This window comes from Flavobacterium sp. DW-iso2, assembly GCF_058725285.1.
Genome location: NZ_JBZXDY010000045.1, coordinates 1 through 18,887, shown reverse-complemented (window position 1 = coordinate 18,887; position 18,887 = coordinate 1). Strand labels below are relative to the sequence as shown.

Below are 18,887 nucleotides of genomic sequence, written 5' to 3'. Positions count from 1 at the left end.
CAAAATGCAACAAAAAAACTAACTTTGAATAACTAACTAATTAATGGACTTGTTGCGATAGGTCCTTGAATCCGCCCATCATAAAAGGCAAAAAACAGTTTATTATTGATGAGGAAACTATTGTTCTTGAAGCAGGACAATCCATAAAAATAGAGAAAAATACACGAGTTCAATACTCAAATCCGTTTGGCGAACCATGTGAGTATATTGCTATATGCAAGCCTGCATTTGACTTCGCTAAAGCGCATCGCGAATAATAAATAAAACAGTCAAGAATTAAACCTTAGTTCTTGACTGTTACTTTTTCATTTAAAAGACCTATAATTTTACTTTCAACAACTTCGCTATCGCCAACAGCCTCTCTACTTTCCGTTTTTAAAACTTCCTCAATAATACCATTTCAATCAACTCAGTTTGCCAGAGCAGCAGTAAAAGGACAATTACTACATACTATTCTACTATAAAGTGGAACCTACATATCAGAGTGTATATCTAAAAAAAACTTTTCCTACAGGAGGAATTTATAAGTTAACATGTTCAAGCTGGTATTTTAGAACTCATCTCCAAAATAACACTCACTTACTTCCTATTGTCTTTGTGGCAAACAAATATTAACTTATCTACGGTTTGTACTTTTGATGAATAGCGGGGCTATATATTTACCCTCAAACATCTGATTAGTTTACTAATAACACAACAACTGTCCCCTCGATTTTCGACACCCTCTTCGTAAATGATTAATGTCAAGTCGACATTAAAATAGAATTTACAGAAATCTCTAGCTTAGTTTTAAAATCAATAAAAAACACAACCCAATATACTGCTACTTTAGCTCAACCAGCCATAACAATATTTCCTTAATGAAAAATCACATCTGCATATGTGATAATTACAAGTGACACTATCGATTCATCTGAAACAAAAATTATTCTACTGATCTATTAATTTCATTATATTTTTTGAAGATATCACTTCGAGTCAATTACACATCTCCTATAATATAGATATAAACTAATTTTCTTGTAATAATTGTGATTATAAAAAAAAATATTGTTTTAATTACATTAAAAGCTTTTAATTAATCTATATTGACAACGTTTAATAGTATTAATTAACAGAATAGACATTATGATCACATTTATTACAGCCATAATTTTACTAGTATTGGGATATGTTTTTTACGGTAAATTTGTTGAAAATATATTTAAACCCGATCCCAATAGAGCGACTCCCGCCTATACCCACGCAGATGGGGTAGATTTCGTCCCCATGAACAGCAATAGAAATTCATTAATACAGGTTTTAAATATTGCAGGAGTCGGCCCCATTTTCGGACCAATATTAGGAGCCTTATACGGACCGGTAGCTTTCCTTTGGATAGTACTTGGTTGCATTTTTGCTGGGGCTGTCCACGATTATTTAACAGGAATGATCTCCATAAGATATGGAGGCGCTCACCTACCTGCTTTAGCATCTAAATTTTTAGGTAAATCCTTTAGTCACGTCGTAAATTTCTTCACCGTATTGCTGCTTCTTTTGGTAGGAACTGTTTTCATTTCCGCACCGGCAAGTATGATAGATGATCTAATAGGTAAAGATTTAAATATGTTTACCCTAATTGTACTTGCTATCTTTGTATATTATATGATTGCAACAATTTTACCCATCGATAAAATTATTGGAAAAATATACCCCGTTCTTGGACTTCTATTATTGTTAAGTGCCGTAGGTGTCGCATTTGGAATGTTTATGTATGGACATCCAATTCCAGAATTGACTCTGACCAACATGCATCCGAAAGATATCCCATATTACCCTGTCATATTTTTAACAATATCCTGTGGCGCTCTATCTGGATTTCATGCAACCCAATCTCCAATAATCGCCAGAACGATTAGAAATGAGAAAGACGGACGGAAAATATTTTACGGGATGATGATTGTAGAAGGAATTATTGCTATGATCTGGGCTGCAGCTGCAATGAGCCTCATGAACGGAGAAGACCTTAGTGTTTTGCTCGCGAATGAGGGGCTTCCTGGAGTAGTGCATAAAATTGCAACGGTATTTTTAGGAACTATTGGCGGAACCATTGCTATTTTAGGGGTTATTGTTTTACCTATAACTTCTGGAGACACTTCCTTTAGGGCGGCAAGAATGATCATTGCAGATTACCTGAAAATTGACCAGAAGACTCTTAGAAATAGGTTTATGATTGCAATACCCCTTTTTGTAATTGCCTTTATTCTAACTAAAATAGATTTTCAACTTCTATGGAGGTATTTTTCATGGGCGAATCAAAGTATATCAGCAATTGCCTTATGGATTGGAACCGTCTATTTGTACCAAAGAAAAACCCTCTATATTATTGCTTTAGTACCTGCGTTTTTCATAACGTCCGTTCTTGGATCTTATCTTTTTTATGATCCTACCATAGGTTTTGGTTTAGACATAGTAACCTCAGATATTATTGGAATTGTTATTGCTGTGTTACTAACGATCTTGTTCTTTGTTGTTATGAAAAATAACAAAGAATTGCCTAAAAGTGAATAGTTATATTTTTGAAAGTATCATAACTAAAAAAGTAGTAGCTTTTAATGGAAAATAAGGATCCATTAATTTTACCGCACTTTAATTTATTCGCTATAAAAAAAAAACCATTATTAAGGTTGATGCTAGCTATATGAAAACCTATGTTTGATTTCACTAAAGTGCATCATGAAAAACAAATACAGCCGTCAAGAATTGAATATCTAATTCTTGGCGGTTTCTTTTTCATTTAAAAGAGCTAAAATTTTACTTTCAACATCTTTGCTATCCCAAACGGCCTCTATATTTTCTATTTTTAAAACCTCCTCCATAATGGCATTTTGATCATCTCCGATGGCTAAAGCTTCAGCATAAGGACGATCACTAAATGTCACCCTACTATAAAGTGGAATCCATTTATCAGGATGTTTGTCTGAAAACCATTTTTCGATCTTCTTTTGCAATAGAAATTTATCATCAGCAGTTTTAGAACTCATTTCCATAAAATTACGGTACGAAAGTTCTGCAATAGCATCAGCATTGGGCTTACGTGATTTCTCGTATTCTGAAAAAATCATTTCCCAATCGTCTCCGTATTTTTCCATCATTTCATTTAAAATCGAAATGTCTTCAAATCCCGCATTCATCCCTTGCCCATAAAAAGGAACAATGGCATGACAAGCGTCTCCAATTAAGGCAATTTTATCTTTATAAGTCCAAGGATAACATTTCATAGTCACCAATGTACTTATTGGATTTTTGAAAAAATCTTCGGCTAATTTTGGAATTACATCAATCGAATCCGGAAAGTTTTTTTCGAAAAATAATTCCACATCTTTTCTATTTTCGAGCAAAGCAAAAGAATTCTCACCTTCAAAAGGCATGAATAAAGTACAGGTAAAACTTCCGTCCAAATTAGATAACGCAATTAACATATATTCCCCACGCGGCCAAATATGAAAGGAGTTTTTATCTAATTTATGAGAACCATCAGGATTTGCAGGAATATTCAATTCTTTGTATCCAATATTTAAAAACTCTTGCGAATAGTTAAACATACTTTGGCGTTGCATACGGTGGCGTATTCTCGAAAAAGCACCATCTGCACCAAAAACCATATCGTATTTCTTTTCTTCCCAAGCTCCCCGCTCCGTTTCTCCAATGTGTAAAGTAGCTTCAGACAAGGTAACGTCCCAGATTTTTTGATCGAAGAAGAATTCGGCTCCAGCTTGTTCCGCCAAATCAATCATTCTCCTGTTCAAATCCCCTCTTGAAATGGAGTAAATGCTCTCTCCTTCTTGACCGTAATTTTGAAAATTAAGTTTATCCACCAAGTGAATGGCGCGTTTGTCCATGGGTATTGCGATTTCACGAACCGAATCCCCAACACCAACACCATCTAATGCTTTCCACCCCCTGTTTGACATTGCTAAATTTATGGAACGTCCTGAGAACTGAATTTGTCTAATATCAGGGCTTCTATCGTATATGTGAACAGTATGCCCTGCTTTGCGTAAGTAAATAGCTAATAAAGAACCGACTAAACCGGAACCTACAACTGCTATCTTTTTTGGAGTTTGCATTATTTTTTATAAAAGTTAGGCAAAATTACTGATTTATTATTTTAACGGCTTTACAAACCTTTAGTTTTTAACGGGTATAAAAACCAATTTTGTTGAAGTTTTAACAATCTCTTCCTTGTTGAGCATCATTTTTCTAAAATTTCCCGTGTTGTATATTTCTGATTGATCATTGTAATGAGCACTTAATGGATTGCCCGATTGCCCTGTAGGCAGAACATTCCAGCTATTTTCAATATCGGAAAAATCAATAACTCTTCTCGAGGACGGACCTCCCTTTACTACATATTTCGATTCATTTGTATAATCAAACATTTGGTTGTTGATTACTTCATTAGACCCCGATACCTCAAATGGCCCAACATTAAATATTTTTCTTAGCATAGCGATTTTCCCCAACGGATGCTGATATTCTACAACATGTACTTTATCCCAAGTCCAGGCCGGAACTGATTTCCCTAATTGTGTTTCTAATGCCGAAATTGCCTCTTTAAAGGATTTCGCAAGAATCTCGCTTCTAGATTCCTTTCTGTCTTTGGTATCTATGTTATCCCACCACAATGATTTCTCATTTACAATTAGTTTAGCAATTAATTGTTTCATTATGTGTGTTGCTAAGAACTGAGTGAATCCCTCTTCGCCTAACTCGTCTTTAAACGTATTTTTTAAATACATATAAATTACCTTGTTGTAAATCGTAGGCGCTACATCTTCTGTGTTATTTGTTCCTTTCCAAGATTTTAAAATAGTAACTGCTTCCTTTTCATTTTTCGAAAGTGAATTGACCTCTAAACCGGCAATTAAATTCTTAACCACATCTGGAGCCACTGACGAAGTGTTATCAGTGATCATCTTACCAACAGATTCTTTATCCCAGTTTGACTTTGGTTCTAATAATTGGGTGATTCTTTTGGCTCTATCCTCTGGAAGGTAATAGCCTGGATATAAAAATCCATCAACCGCTTCAGGTTGATTGTTGGCTGAATACACGTAGTTCCATTCTGGATTTTCTGCCGAAGGATTTTTGGAGAAATCCAAATATTCAGTAATATCATCTTTTCCCGACGAACCATTCAAGATGAAATGAGTATCCACTCCGTCACTGTGCTTGTATAATTTGCCCGTTGCCCACCAGGCTACATTTCCTTTAGCATCCCCATACATCACATTTAATCCTGGAGCTGAAATAAGTGCTACTCCTCTTTGAAAATCAGCTTTGCTTTTTGCGTGAGAAAGGGTATAAACTGCATCCAAAATATGGATGGGTTGCTGGGTATAAATCCAAGACATCGCCACTGGCTTCTTATCATCTAAACCAACTATCAAATTGTTCATGACGGGACCGTGACGACTCACTTTTACGTTCATCACTACATCTGTGCTATCTTTTACTTTTATAATTTCTTTTCTAATTATGTAATCAATAAAACCTGTGGGTGTTTTATATTTAGTGGCATTATCAGGACTATTCTCTTCTTGGTACAAATCAATATCATCATTCTCAAACATAGTTAAGCCATAAGCATAATCCCTATTATGTCCCAATAAAGGAAAGGGCGTTCCTGCCAGATAGCAGCCATATAATTCAAATTGAGGGGTCACTATATGAGCTTCGTACCATGTTCCCGGTTGCGAAAATCCAATATGCGGGTCATTCGCAAAAATCACTTTTCCGTTTTTGGTTTTCTTTGGCGCAATCACCCAACTGTTACTTCCCACAAATGGAGGAATAGGTGAATTATCTAATAAGGCCGCTATTGATTTTGAAATCGATAAAAACTCTTGTGGTTTCTCCTTTGCGTTTTTAATTATTGTAGTATTCAATTCCCCATCAAGACCAAAATCCTTAAGGTACTCCACCCCATATTTATTACGAATATCGGTCAATAATGGATCCGTTTTTTGTGCCATGGCAAAACTAAAGGACATATATCCGAAAATATTATATACGTCTTTTATCGTGAATTTCTCTTTCTTCACACCGACCAACTGAAACTCTATTGGGGTCACACCTGCTTCCATATACTGATTGATTCCCTCCACGTAAGCCGCTGTCAATTTATAACTTTCGCTATTTTTATCTAAAGCTGCAATCGCTTTTTCCGAAGCTTCTTCAATACCAAGGCCAGCAAAGAATTTATCGTTCTTTAAAGCAACGTTTCCAAAAATCTCCGACAAACGACCCGGCGCTATACGTCTCATCAATTCCATTTGCCACAATCGATCTTGTGCATGAACATATCCCAAAGCAGTCATCGCATCTTTAGAATTATTGGCATATATATGAGGTACCCCGAAGCCATCAAAATATACTGTTGTTTCATCGTGAATACTTTTCAGTTCCACTTTACCTTCGTATTTAGGTTTTAGGTAAAAACCATACAGTACCATTCCAACAATTAGAATCGCTATTAATGAAACTAAAACTAGGAGGGTTTTTTTGACTACTTTCATTTTAATGATTTATGATTCACAAATATAAATAATTTCGCATGTATTTGAGTGAATTCTATTTTATTCATTTCATTATAAAACTGCGTTTTAAAAAAAATAAAAAGAGTGCCTAAATTCCAATATGGAATCTAAACACTCTTTTATCAAAAAAAAAATTATTATTTTTTGCTTCCGTCAATAATGGCACCGGTACCAGCTCCAATACCAGCTCCAGCCACACCACCGATTATAGCTCCCTGTACTTTTTTCTTACTTATAATCGCTCCGGTAGCTGCACCAACTCCTGCACCAATTACAGCTCCTTTTGCTGTACTGCTCCAACCTTTCTTTTCTGTAGTGGTCGTCGTAGTAGTCGTAGTGTTAGTTCCTGGCTGATTAACTATAATAGTTTCTTTTTGCATTTCTACTTTTGTCATTTCCACCTGCATAGAGTCAATCACTTTTTGCTTTTCCATTGCAACTTCCATAGAGTCAACAGTTGCTTTTTTGGCAGCTTCTAAATCCACTTTTCCTTGATTTTTACAAGAAACAATTAACAGAGACAATGCTATAAAATATAATGCTTTCATGATTTTATTTTTAATAATTAATAATCTACAAAGAAACATAAAAAACTAAAACAAAAAGTTACAGAATTCGAAAAAATATTTATATAATTAAAGTCTTAGTATCAAATTCTCTAAATATAGTTGTTCTTTTATACTCTCAAAATACTAGAATGGACTAAATCGTATTTTTATAATTTTAAGAAATAAAAGCTCATGACTATAATAAAAAAAATAGTAATAGTTATTTTTGGCCTCATTATATTAATCATAACCTTAAATTATGGATTGATTTTTTGGTTAAAAAAGCAGGTTCCTAAAATTATTGCTGAAAAGAACCCGACATCTTATGCTATTACTTATAGCGATTTACAAATTAATCTCTTGTCAAAAAATATCAAGGCATCCCGATTAACCATTTCTCCCAAAAGAAGATCACAAGACAGTTTAAAAAAAATAGGTATTTATGCTAAAATAGGATCTGTTGAAATAAATGAATTTAAAATATGGGATGTTCTTTTTAACAATCGCATTAAAGCAAGAAGCATTATTATTGCAACTCCAGAAGTTATTCTTTACAAGAAAACACAGCACGCAATTAATAATTCTAAGAGTTTAGGTACTGAGGTAGTAAAACCATTTGAAGAAATTATTATGGTTTCAAACATCGCACTGAATAAAGGTAGTCTTAAAATTATATACACAAAAACAAACAAACCTATTCTCAGTGTCGTCAACTTGAATTTAAATATAGATGGGATTGTAATTACGGATAACTTATTACAAAAGAAGATTCCTTTTTCCTATCAGGGATACACTATCAAAACTGATAGTATCTATTATCGTGTAAATGATAATTACCATCTTAAGGTACAAAATTTCCAAGCTACTACTAAAAGTTTGATCGTCAAAAAATTTGAATTACTCCCAGAATACAGCCGACGGGAATTTGTTGAAAAACTAGACCAAGAAAAAGACCTTTTCACACTAAAATCAGAATTTATTAAAATCAATACGATAAATTGGGGTTTTAAAGATGATAAAATATTCTTTAATGCCAACTCAGTTGCAATAGATCAACTATCAGCAAATATCTATAGAAACAAACTACCTGCCGATAACTTAAGCAGAAAACCATTCTACAGTAAACTCCTTCGGGATTTACAATTTCCATTGAAGGTAGATACTCTTGCTATACGTAATTCTATTTTAGTCTATGAAGAAGAAATAAACTTCCATAAAGGCCCCGGCATACTGACTTTTAATAATTTTAATCTGAAGGCGACTCACATACAAAGTGGGTATCAACAAAAAAAGCTCGCCGATGTTTCCATTGACATACGCTGCAAATTCATGAAAAAATCTCCTTTTAAACTCAATTGGAGGTTTAATGTTTTGGATAAACAAGATCACTTTACGGTGCATGGAATTGTTTCTAATCTAAACACCGAGGATTTATCTCAATTTACAAAACCATATATCAATGTCACTACGATAGGTACATTTGATGAACTGAAGTTTACCATAAAAGGAAATAATTTGAATTCGTATGAAAATGCCTCGCTACAATACCATGGTTTAAAAGTAACTCTTTATAGAAAAGGAGCTCCAGAAAAGAAGAACAAACTAAAAAGCGCACTGGTCAATTTGATTGTTAAAAATGATTCCAAAGGCAAAATTATTCATACTGAGGCCAACGTCGAAAGAATACCTGAAAAATCATTCTTTAATTTCTTATGGCTCAATATTGCAGCAATATTGAAACAAATTTTAATTTAGAAAAATAATTTTTAAAAATGAGTTAGAATTCAGTAATTACCAAAATGCATCCTCTTCAAAATTTAAAATCGCAATCAGTCAATACTATTGTTTATTATTATTGTATTTTTGTTAAACAAAATTATTTTAAATAAACTACTATGACTGCAATTTCTCAAGATGATCTTTCTAAACTTGAAAAAGTGGAACGATTAAATTTAATTAATTCTTGCACGGGTTACAAATCAGCGAATTTAATTGCCACACAATCACTGAAAGGAGAAAGTAACGTTGCGATTTTTAGTAGCATAACCCATTTAGGAAGTAATCCTGCGTTGATAGGGTTTATTGTGCGCCCCACAACAATTCCCCGTGACACGTATAAAAACATTAAAGACACGGGACATTTTACCGTGAATCATGTTACCGAGAATATGATTGTTGACGCACATCATACATCGGCTAATTATGAAAGTGGGGTATCTGAATTCAGCAAAACAAATCTTGAAGAAGAATGGAAAGAAGGGATTTCTGTTCCTTTTACAAAAGGCAGTCCAGTGCAGTTGTATTGCAAATATGTAAATGAATATTACATTAAAGAAAATGACACCATACATATTATTGCCTCAATAGAACAGCTATTCTTTGATGAAAAATTAAGACATGAAGATGGCTGGCTACAAATAGAAAAAGGAAATGTAGTTGCTTTAAATGGCATTGATGGTTATTGCTTACCCAAGTTAATTGACCGTTTTGAATATGCTAGAAAAGACACCCCAACAAAATCATTTTTTAAATAAAACTCATGGAATTTTATTCCTTTTGAATTTATTTTTGAATGCTAGAGATCTAGAAATAAAACCCATTGACAAATAAAATATTTAACTTGTCAATGGGTTTTTAATTCTATTAGTGTACTTCTTGAATTCCTTTTTTTAATATCTGCCCAAAATCATACATGTCTTCAAAAGAACAGTACAAAGGAACTGGTGCAAACCGAATTACATTAGGTTCACGCCAATCTGTAATCACTCCATTTTTCATCAAATAATCAAACAAACTGCGTCCTTCTCCGTGAAGTAAAACGGATAATTGACATCCTCTTTCATCTAGACTTACTGGTGTAATTATTTCAAAACTACTGTCAACTTCTTTGTCAATCTCCTGAAGAACAAATTCTAAATAGGAAGTGATCTTATCTCTTTTTTCAATTAGCGCGTCCATCCCTATTTCATCAAACATTTCAACCGAAGCCAAATAAGGCGCCAAAGAAAGTACCGGCAAATTACTTATTTGCCAACCATCTGCCCCATGAACGGGATCAAAAGTAGGTTCCATCTTGAAACGGCGTTCTTTGTTGTGTCCCCACCAACCAGCAAATCGTGGTAGATCTGGATTGTTGTGGTGTTTTTCATGTACAAAACATCCCGAAGCATTTCCTGGCCCTGAATTCATGTATTTATAACTACACCATGCAGCAAAATCAATATTCCAATCGTGTAGTTCTAATTTTATGTTTCCGGCAGCATGGGCAAGATCCCAACCTACAACGGCACCCGCTTCATGTCCTGCAGCGGTTATCGTTTTCATATCAAAAACCTGACCCGTGTAGTAATTCACTCCGCCAATTAAAACCAAAGCCAGTTCATTACCAACTTCCTTAATTTTAGCCAAGACATCTTCTAAACGGATGTTATGCTCTCCATCACGTCGTTTAATTTCTACAATAGCATCCTCTGTTTTGTATCCGTGGAAATCCACCTGACTTTGAAACATATATTGATCTGAAGGAAACGCTTTTTCTTCACAAATAATTTTATATCTCGTTTTTGTAGGTCGGTAAAATGAAACCATCAATAAATGAAGGTTTACGGTCAATGTGTTCATCACGGTAACTTCTGACGGAAGCGCACCTACAATTTTACCTAATGGCACTGCAAAACGCTCGTGATAATCCCACCATGGTTTTTCGGCATAAAAATGGCCTTCGACCGCTAGATTTGCCCAATCATCCATTACTTCATCGACATAGGCTTTTGTTCTTTTGGGCTGTAAGCCCAATGAATTTCCAGTGAAATAAATTACTTTTTTATCATTCACTTTTGGAAAAATGAATTCGTCTCTGTATTTATTTAATTTGTCTTGTGAATCAAGTTGTTTTGCAAATTCCTTAGTATTTTCGAAAGTCATGGATATAATTTAGTTTTGTAAAAATAACTAATATTTATTGCTGCGCAAAGTGCCAATGCTTTATTTAACAAGTTAAATGAAGTTAAATGCCAATTGGAAGATTCCGATAAGGAAAATCATTTAACTCCTAAATTTTAAGTATATTTACTTACATTTAAATATAAGTCACATGCTTAAAAACAGCCTAAACGTAATTATTCTTTCTATAGCCGTGGTCATCTCTGCTTTTTTGTTTTCTAACGCTTTCCAGAACAGAAATAAAAGCAGTGACACCATAAGTGTTACCGGATTAGGAAAAACAGATTTTGTATCGGATCTAATTGTTTGGAAAGGATCTTTTTCTAAAAAAAGCAACACCTTAAAAGAGGCCTACGCATCTTTAGACGCGGACCGAGAAAAAATTAAAAATTATTTATTGAGCAAAGGAATCCCCGCTGCTGATATTATTTTCTCAGCAATTACTTTCAACAAAGACTACGAGACCAGTTATAATGAAAACGGAACCGTTAGACAAACTTTATTTACTGGTTTCACCTTAAACCAAAATGTCAGTATTCAGTCTAAGGATGTAAATAAAATTGAAGATGTCTCGAGACAATCCAGCGAATTAATTAACACAGGAGTTGAGTTTTACTCGAACGCTCCTGAATATTACTATACGAAACTGGCTGAATTAAAAATAAAAATGATTGCCGAAGCCACAAAAGACGCTAGTACCAGAGCTAAAAGTATTGCTGAGAATGCTGATGCTGCTTTAGGCAATTTAAAGAAATCGGATATGGGAGTTTTCCAAATTATAGCTCAAAACTCTTCTGAAGATTATTCTTATGGCGGTTCATTTAATACCAATTCTAAAAACAAAACAGCCACTATTACAATAAAATTAGTGTATCAGGTGGATTAGATTATTTCGCTAAAATGGAATTACACACAAGGGCGTGAGGGTTTGCTTCGCCAGTTCGCTATTGCTCGTGTGAAGTGGAAATCCTTTTTTATAATTTAGTGGCTACTGGAATTATAAAAAAGATTGTAACAAATAGCCCGACCCTTTTGGGGCACGCCCAAAAAAAAATCTCGCCATTACTGACGAGATTTGTGAATTAACCTTTTATTTTTATTAGATGATCAACATGGCATCACCATAAGAATAGAACTTATACTCTTCTTTTATTGCTTCTTCATAGGCTCTTTTCATTAAATCATGTCCGCAAAATGCTGAAACCATCATTAATAAAGTAGATTTTGGCGTATGAAAGTTGGTAATCATACAGGTCGGAATTGTAAATTCATGAGGAGGGAAAACAAATTTGTTTGTCCAACCATCAAACGGATTTAGTGTTCCATGTGAAGAAACCGAACTTTCTACAGCACGCATAGAAGTAGTTCCTACAGTACAAATACGTTTTTTATGCACTTTAGCGTCATTTACAATATCGCAGGCTGCTTGAGTGATTTTTAATTCCTCAGAGTCCATTTTATGTTTTGACAAATCTTCTACCTCAACAGGATTGAATGTTCCCAAACCAACGTGTAGAGTTACCTCAGCAAATTTGATTCCTTTGATTTCTAATTTTTTCAATAAATGCTTAGAGAAGTGCAATCCTGCAGTAGGTGCCGCTACAGCTCCTTCTTCTTTAGCATAAATTGTTTGGTAACGCTCCGCATCTTCTGGAGTAACATCTCTGCTTATGTATTTTGGGATTGGAGTTTCTCCAAGTTCTGTCAATTTCTTTCTAAATTCTTCATACGAACCATCGTAAAGGAAACGCAATGTTCTTCCACGAGAAGTGGTATTGTCAATAACCTCAGCTACTAATGAATCATCGTCACCGAAATACAATTTATTTCCGATTCTTATTTTACGTGCTGGGTCTACTAAAACATCCCAAAGGCGTTGTTCAGCGTTTAGTTCTCTAAGTAAGAAAACTTCGATTCTCGCACCCGTTTTTTCTTTGTTTCCGTATAAACGTGCCGGAAAAACTTTGGTATTATTCAAAATTAAAACATCGCCATCGTCAAAGTAATCGATAACGTCTTTAAACGTTTTATGTTCGATAGTTTGTTTCTTACGATCAATAACCATTAAGCGAGCTTCATCTCTGTGTTCAGACGGAAATTCTGCCAACAATTCCTTAGGTAAATCAAATTGAAAATGTGATAATTTCATCTTTATATTTTTGTTTAAAAGTTTCTAGTATAAGACCTACTTATTTAGCCCTATAGTAAAACTTATTTAAGAATGCAAATATACGACTGTGAGATAGGCGTTGTCAAGTGTTTTGCTGTTTAATTTAGATACAAAATTGCAAAGTAACCTAGCGACAAGTGTTTACCCCCGTAAACATTGACAATTACGCTATCAGTTCAGCAATATTAAAACCTAAAATTTTCAAATCTTCCCAAAAATCAGGGTATGATTTAGAAACAACTTCGGCATTTTCGATTATTATTGGCACTTTTAACGCCAAAGGAGCAAATGCCATTGCCATTCTGTGGTCATTATAGGTTGCAATTTTAATATTAGGATTGATTCTATTTGAAGCAATAAGCGTTAAACTATCGTTTGTTACCGAAATATTTGCGCCCAGTTTTGTAAGCTCAATTCTAAGTGCTTCTAGTCTATCTGTTTCTTTAATCTTTAAAGTATGTAGTCCTGTAAGATGACAACCAATACCTAAACCAAGACAAGTGACAACAATAGTTTGCGCAATATCTGGAGTGTTGTTAAGTTCGAAATCCACATCTCCAAATTTAAAATCAGGCACTTTAGCCAAAGTCATTTTATTCCCGTCGAAATGAGTTTCCACTCCCATTTGTTTATAGATTTCCACCAAAGCGGAATCTCCTTGCAAACTTGTTTCTTTATAACTACTCAAAGTGATTGAGGCCGTTTCTGACAAAGCCACTAAACTAAAAAAGTAAGAAGCTGAACTCCAATCGGATTCTACTGTCATTTCTTTGGGTTCAACCTCAGCCTTTGGAAATACTTTGATCACATTTCCTTCAAAGCTTGTTTTAACATCTAGATCATTCAGCAAAGCCAAAGTCATCTTGATGTAGGGTACAGAAGTAATCTCCCCAACCAAATTTATTTCGATTCCGTTTTCTAATTTTGGCGCTACTAACATTAAAGCCGAAATGTATTGACTGCTTACGTTTGCTGGAATATTTACCTTAGAAGCGGTTATCTTTTGTCCTTTGATTCGAATAGGCGGATATCCCACTTCATTTTCATACGTGATTTTCGCACCTAGTTGTTCCAATGCTTCCACTAAAACTTTTATAGGACGCTCCGTCATACGTTGTGAACCAGTCAAGACCACTTCACGACCTTCGTTTACTGCAAAAAAAGCGGTAAGAAAGCGCATTGCCGTTCCCGCATGATGAATATCTACAATTTCTTCCTTTCCTATAAGTGCTTTTTCCATCACCTCGCTATCATCAGAGTTGGATGTGTTTGCTAATGTTATAGCAGGAAAAAGTGCTTTTAACAATAAAAGTCTATTGGTTTCACTTTTCGATCCAGTAACTGCAATTTGCGCTTGTAAGTTGGAATGGGTAGTTTGTAACAGTAAATTCATGTTGTAATTATGAGTGATAAATTTAGAATTATAATCCGAACAATTCAAGCACGCAATTTACCACTCCACGGCTATAATTCATAATTTATAATCCACAAATTATTTCAGCTTTTCATTGTTTTTGTGACGATCCTTATCTCGTACCGATTTAAAATCCATTTTCTTATCGAAAGCGGCTTGTAAATCAATTCCGGTTTGGTTTGCGAGACATAAAACCACAAAAACAACATCAGCTAATTCCTCACCAAGATCTTTATTTTTATCACTTTCTTTTTCGGATTGTTCTCCGTAACGACGGGCAATAATACGCGCTACTTCACCTACTTCTTCGGTAAGTTGTGCCATATTAGTCAGTTCGTTGAAATATCGAACGCCGTGTTCTTTAATCCAATTGTCTACGTCTAGTTGGGAATCTTTTAAGTTCATGTTGTTATGTTTTGACACAAAGTCATTTCCGATAGTTATCAGAAGTTCCAAAAGTGTAATTTACTCTTTATTTTTACTATCCATAATTAAAGTCACAGGCCCGTCATTTAACAGACTGACTTTCATATCAGCACCAAAAACACCAGTTTGGACTGTTTTCCCCACTTCTGACTCTAACTTTTCAATAAAACTTTCGTAAAGCGGAATGGCAATGTCAGGTTTTGCCGCTTTAATGTACGATGGACGATTGCCTTTTTTGGTAGCGGCATGAAGTGTAAATTGACTCACTACAATTACATCACCGTCGATATCCTGAACGGATAAATTCATCACGTGATTCTCATCATCAAAAACACGGATTTTAGTGATTTTTCCCACTAGCCAGTCGATGTCTTCCTGACCATCCATATCTTCAATACCAACTAAAATTAGCAACCCTTTTTGAATATCGGCTACTACTTTACTTTCAATGGTTACGGATGCCGAGGAAACTCTTTGGAGGACAATTTTCATTTTATTATTTTAAACAGACCTGATTCATCAGGTTCTTTACTACTTTCTATTTTCGTCACTTATTGCTCGATCTTCATTGTGAATATCAGTACGATAATTTTCATCATCCCCTTCTAACAGTTTAAGATAACTATTGTAACGTGACCAGGCAATTTCATCTTTTTCTAATGCTTCTTTCACAGCGCACTTTGGTTCGTCTTTATGCAAGCAATTATTGAATTTGCACTGCTCTTTCAATTTGAAAAATTCAGGAAAATACCCACTAATTTCTGCCGGTTCCATATCTACCACTCCAAAACCTTTAATTCCGGGCGTGTCGATAATTCTGGCGTCAAAAGACAAATCATACATTTCGGCAAAAGTCGTTGTGTGTTGCCCCTGCTTACTTGCTTCAGAGATTGTTTTTGTTTTTAGATGCAACGAAGGTTCCATAGCATTAACCAAAGTTGATTTCCCTACACCAGAATGTCCTGAAAACATACTCACTTTACCAATCATCATTTCCTTCAACTTTTCTATTCCTTTCATTTCTGTAGAGGAAACGCGAAGGCATTTGTAACCGATTTCTTGATACACATGCTGCATGTACAATTGTTCATCCAATGTAGCTTCGTCAAAAGTATCTATTTTATTAAATACTAAAATAGTTTCTATTCCGTAGGCCTCAGCAGTTACTAAAAACCGATCGATAAAATTAAAAGTCGTAGGTGGATTGTTTATGGTAACTAAAAGGAAAACGCGATCAATATTAGACGCAATAATATGCATCTGATGGGATAAGTTTACTGATTTTCGAACTATATAATTCTTTCTTTCATGAATATTATGAATAGTTCCTGTTACTGTATCCGAAGATTCTTCCAGTTCATAATCCACAATATCCCCCACAGCTATAGGATTGGTACTTTTAATTCCTTTAATTCGGAATTTCCCTTTCATACGGCATTCAATAAAATCACCTTGTTCTGATTTTACAGTGTACCAACTTCCTGTAGATTTATATACGAGTCCTGTCATTTTTATTATTTACGATATTCGGCGTTGAAAATGCCGTTAAGCACCTATAAATGCTTTGCAAAGATAATTCTTTGTTTCACGTTTAAAGTATGAAGTGTAAAGTTTTTGATTGCTACACAATCATAGATAAAAAAATCCCCACAATTTTTAAAAAAGTGGGGATTCATTCGATACAATTAAATACTAATTAAGCATTAAGCACTTTGTCTTGATGACCAATACTCTCCTGGTGGATTGCTTTAAACATTTTAAGCACAAACTCTTCTGTAAGTCCCTTTTTCTCTCCTTCTAGGATCATTTTTCCTAAAATTTCATTCCAACGTTTGTTTTGCAATACCGCTACGTTAGCGTCTTTTTTTACTTGACCAATTTCGTCAGCCACCTTCATTCTTTTCCCTAATAATTCTAACAAATTAGCATCTAAGACATCAATGTTTGCTCTAAGTTTAGCCATTTTTTGTGTAAACTCATCAGAAGCATCATTTACTTTTCTTACCTTCAAATCCACAAAAATTTGTTTCAGAGCAGTTGGTGTTACTTGTTGAGCAGCATCGCTCCATGCATTATCCGGATCGTAATGAGTTTCGATAATCATACCATCATAATTCAAATCTAAAGCTTCTTGCGTTACCTCAAGAATCATGTCACGATCTCCTGTGATATGGGATGGATCAATTAGTAATGGTAAATCAGGGAATCTATTTTGCAATTCGATAGCAATCTGCCATTCTGGAATATTTCTGTATTTTGTTTTTTCATAAGTAGAAAAACCTCTATGAATTACCCCTAATTTTTCAATACCTGCATTGTACAAACGCTCTACTCCACCTAACCATAAAGATAAATCTGGGTTAACAGGGTTTTTTACCAGTACAATCTTTTTAGTTCCTTGTAAAGCATCTGCTAATTCTTGCATTGCAAAAGGGTTTACCGTTGTTCTGGCTCCAACCCATAATACATCAATATCATATTCTAAAGCTAATTTTACGTGAGCCGCATTTGCCACCTCAGTTCCCATTAGCAATCCTGTTTCTTCTTTTGCTTTTTTCAACCATTTTAATCCAATTTCACCTACACCTTCAAATCCTCCCGGACGCGTTCTTGGCTTCCATATTCCTGCTCTAAAAACACTTACATCAGAATCTTTCAATTCATGAGCTATTTTCAATACTTGTTCTTCTGTTTCTGCACTACAAGGTCCCGCAATTACAAATGGGTGAGTTAAATTGAAATCGTTCAACCATGTTCTCATTTCTTTCTTGTTTTCCATCTTTTCTAATTATTTTTTTTTATTATTTTTTTTGTGTTGTTCTTCTTTTCTGAACTTTAAATTTGGTCTGAATAGTCATTACTTTTTGACATTCATACCATTCAAAATTTCTTTTATTCTGTTCACGCTTTCCATTTCTTCAAAAATGGCATTATAATCTTCTTTTATCAGCAAATCTTTAAACTGGGTAAGATTTGAAATATACTCTTCCAAAGTTTCTATCACCTGCACTTTATTTTGTTTAAAAATGGGCGTCCACATCGCTGGTGAACTTTTGGCTAGACGAACGGTACTTTCAAATCCTGATCCTGCCATATCAAATATATCTTGTTCGTGTTTTTCTTTATTTATCACTGTTTTACCCAACATAAAAGCACTAATGTGAGATAAATGAGAGACATAAGCAATATGTTTGTCGTGCGCTTTTGGATCCATATAACGTATTCTCATCCCGATCGCTTTAAAAAGTTCCAATGCCTTTTCCTGTAATTTAAAAGCGGTACGCTCTACTTCACAGATGATATTGGTTTTTCCTTCAAACAATCCTATTATTGCTGCCGACGGTCCTGAAAACTCGGTTCCTGCAATAGGATGTGTCGCGATGAAATTTCTCCTTTTCGGATGATTTGTTACCGCTTCACAAATAGGCGCTTTTGTCGAACCTACCTCAAAAACAATGCTATTATCACCAATCGCATCCAAAACTTTTGGTAGTAAAGTCAATGCAACATCTACCGGAACCGATAGAATTACAAAATCTGCATCGGACAGATTATCTATTTGCGCCCCTGCATCTACAACTCCCAAAGCTAGTGCTTCCTGTAAATGTTTTTCATTACTATCAATTCCGTAAACGGTAGCATCTGGGTATAACGTCTTGATGTCTAAAGCCATTGAACCGCCTATTAATCCTATTCCTATTATGTAAATTTTCATTTTATATTTTTAACCATTAATGTCCGATAAAAAATAAAATCGTAATATTTTATTTTTTATCTATTTGATTTTCATTGTTTTAATTTTCATC

Annotated in this window: 15 protein-coding genes and 1 pseudogene; 5 read left to right on the top strand and 11 right to left on the bottom strand. The window is 34.6% G+C overall.

Going from position 1 to position 18,887, the window contains the following annotated elements; translation table 11 throughout:
* Positions 1–77 precede the first annotated feature (77 nt).
* Positions 78–257, top strand: a pseudogene (locus AC4PRO_RS17760) (cupin domain-containing protein); the annotation flags it as partial.
* A gap of 871 nt (positions 258–1,128) precedes the next feature.
* Positions 1,129–2,550: a carbon starvation CstA family protein gene (locus AC4PRO_RS17755; protein ID WP_492118339.1), complete on the top strand. Its 1,422-nt coding sequence runs from the start codon at positions 1,129–1,131 to the stop codon at positions 2,548–2,550.
* Between the two features lie 200 nt (positions 2,551–2,750).
* On the opposite strand, the gene AC4PRO_RS17750 is transcribed toward AC4PRO_RS17755, so the two are convergent.
* The 3 genes from AC4PRO_RS17750 to AC4PRO_RS17740 all read right to left on the bottom strand — a co-directional run bounded on the left by AC4PRO_RS17750 (position 2,751) and on the right by AC4PRO_RS17740 (position 7,129).
* On the bottom strand, positions 2,751–4,109 hold the full coding sequence (locus AC4PRO_RS17750) for an FAD-dependent oxidoreductase (protein ID WP_492118338.1): 1,359 nt from the start codon (positions 4,107–4,109) through the stop codon (positions 2,751–2,753).
* Between the two features lie 60 nt (positions 4,110–4,169).
* On the bottom strand, positions 4,170–6,560 hold the full coding sequence (locus AC4PRO_RS17745) for a penicillin acylase family protein (protein ID WP_492118337.1): 2,391 nt from the start codon (positions 6,558–6,560) through the stop codon (positions 4,170–4,172).
* 158 nt (positions 6,561–6,718) lie between these two features.
* Positions 6,719–7,129, bottom strand: a complete 411-nt coding sequence (locus tag AC4PRO_RS17740; RefSeq protein WP_492118336.1) for a YMGG-like glycine zipper-containing protein — start codon at positions 7,127–7,129, stop codon at positions 6,719–6,721.
* A 192-nt stretch (positions 7,130–7,321) separates the two neighbouring features.
* Here AC4PRO_RS17740 and AC4PRO_RS17735 point away from each other — a divergent pair, with 192 nt between their 5' ends.
* Both AC4PRO_RS17735 and AC4PRO_RS17730 read left to right on the top strand, forming a co-directional pair.
* On the top strand, positions 7,322–8,884 hold the full coding sequence (locus AC4PRO_RS17735) for a hypothetical protein (RefSeq protein WP_492118335.1): 1,563 nt from the start codon (positions 7,322–7,324) through the stop codon (positions 8,882–8,884).
* A 140-nt stretch (positions 8,885–9,024) separates the two neighbouring features.
* A complete protein-coding gene (locus AC4PRO_RS17730) occupies positions 9,025–9,663 on the top strand; it encodes a flavin reductase family protein (RefSeq protein ID WP_074721051.1) in 639 nt (212 codons plus the stop codon).
* Between the two features lie 109 nt (positions 9,664–9,772).
* On the opposite strand, the gene kynU is transcribed toward AC4PRO_RS17730, so the two are convergent.
* Positions 9,773–11,053 carry a kynureninase gene (gene kynU / locus AC4PRO_RS17725; RefSeq protein WP_492118334.1) on the bottom strand — a complete coding sequence of 427 codons (1,281 nt, stop codon included), beginning with the start codon at positions 11,051–11,053 and terminating at the stop codon, positions 9,773–9,775.
* A gap of 169 nt (positions 11,054–11,222) precedes the next feature.
* Between kynU and AC4PRO_RS17720 the strand changes: the two genes are divergently transcribed.
* A complete protein-coding gene (locus tag AC4PRO_RS17720; protein ID WP_074721047.1) occupies positions 11,223–11,957 on the top strand; it encodes an SIMPL domain-containing protein in 735 nt (244 codons plus the stop codon).
* Between the two features lie 213 nt (positions 11,958–12,170).
* Here AC4PRO_RS17720 and queA read toward each other — a convergent pair whose 3' ends face one another.
* The 7 genes from queA to AC4PRO_RS17685 form a co-directional block, all read right to left on the bottom strand.
* On the bottom strand, positions 12,171–13,220 hold the full coding sequence (queA, locus tag AC4PRO_RS17715; protein ID WP_074721045.1) for a tRNA preQ1(34) S-adenosylmethionine ribosyltransferase-isomerase QueA: 1,050 nt from the start codon (positions 13,218–13,220) through the stop codon (positions 12,171–12,173).
* A gap of 184 nt (positions 13,221–13,404) precedes the next feature.
* The gene (gene aroA, locus AC4PRO_RS17710; protein ID WP_492118333.1) at positions 13,405–14,634 is read right to left on the bottom strand and encodes a 3-phosphoshikimate 1-carboxyvinyltransferase; all 1,230 of its coding nucleotides are present in this window, start codon (positions 14,632–14,634) and stop codon (positions 13,405–13,407) included.
* Positions 14,635–14,733: 99 nt separating this feature from the next.
* Positions 14,734–15,060 (bottom strand): nucleotide pyrophosphohydrolase, encoded by a 327-nt coding sequence (locus AC4PRO_RS17705; protein ID WP_016988618.1) that lies wholly within the window; start codon positions 15,058–15,060, stop codon positions 14,734–14,736.
* Positions 15,061–15,120: 60 nt separating this feature from the next.
* Positions 15,121–15,573, bottom strand: a complete 453-nt coding sequence (gene dtd, locus AC4PRO_RS17700) for a D-aminoacyl-tRNA deacylase (RefSeq protein ID WP_492118332.1) — start codon at positions 15,571–15,573, stop codon at positions 15,121–15,123.
* A gap of 39 nt (positions 15,574–15,612) precedes the next feature.
* Entirely contained in the window at positions 15,613–16,590 is a 978-nt protein-coding gene (gene rsgA / locus AC4PRO_RS17695) for a ribosome small subunit-dependent GTPase A (protein ID WP_074721039.1), read from the bottom strand.
* 187 nt (positions 16,591–16,777) lie between these two features.
* Complete coding sequence (locus tag AC4PRO_RS17690) at positions 16,778–17,860, bottom strand: bifunctional 3-deoxy-7-phosphoheptulonate synthase/chorismate mutase type II (RefSeq protein WP_074721037.1); 1,083 nt, start codon at positions 17,858–17,860, stop codon at positions 16,778–16,780.
* Between the two features lie 78 nt (positions 17,861–17,938).
* Positions 17,939–18,796: a prephenate dehydrogenase gene (locus AC4PRO_RS17685; protein WP_492118331.1), complete on the bottom strand. Its 858-nt coding sequence runs from the start codon at positions 18,794–18,796 to the stop codon at positions 17,939–17,941.
* Between the last annotated feature and the right edge of the window lie 91 nt (positions 18,797–18,887).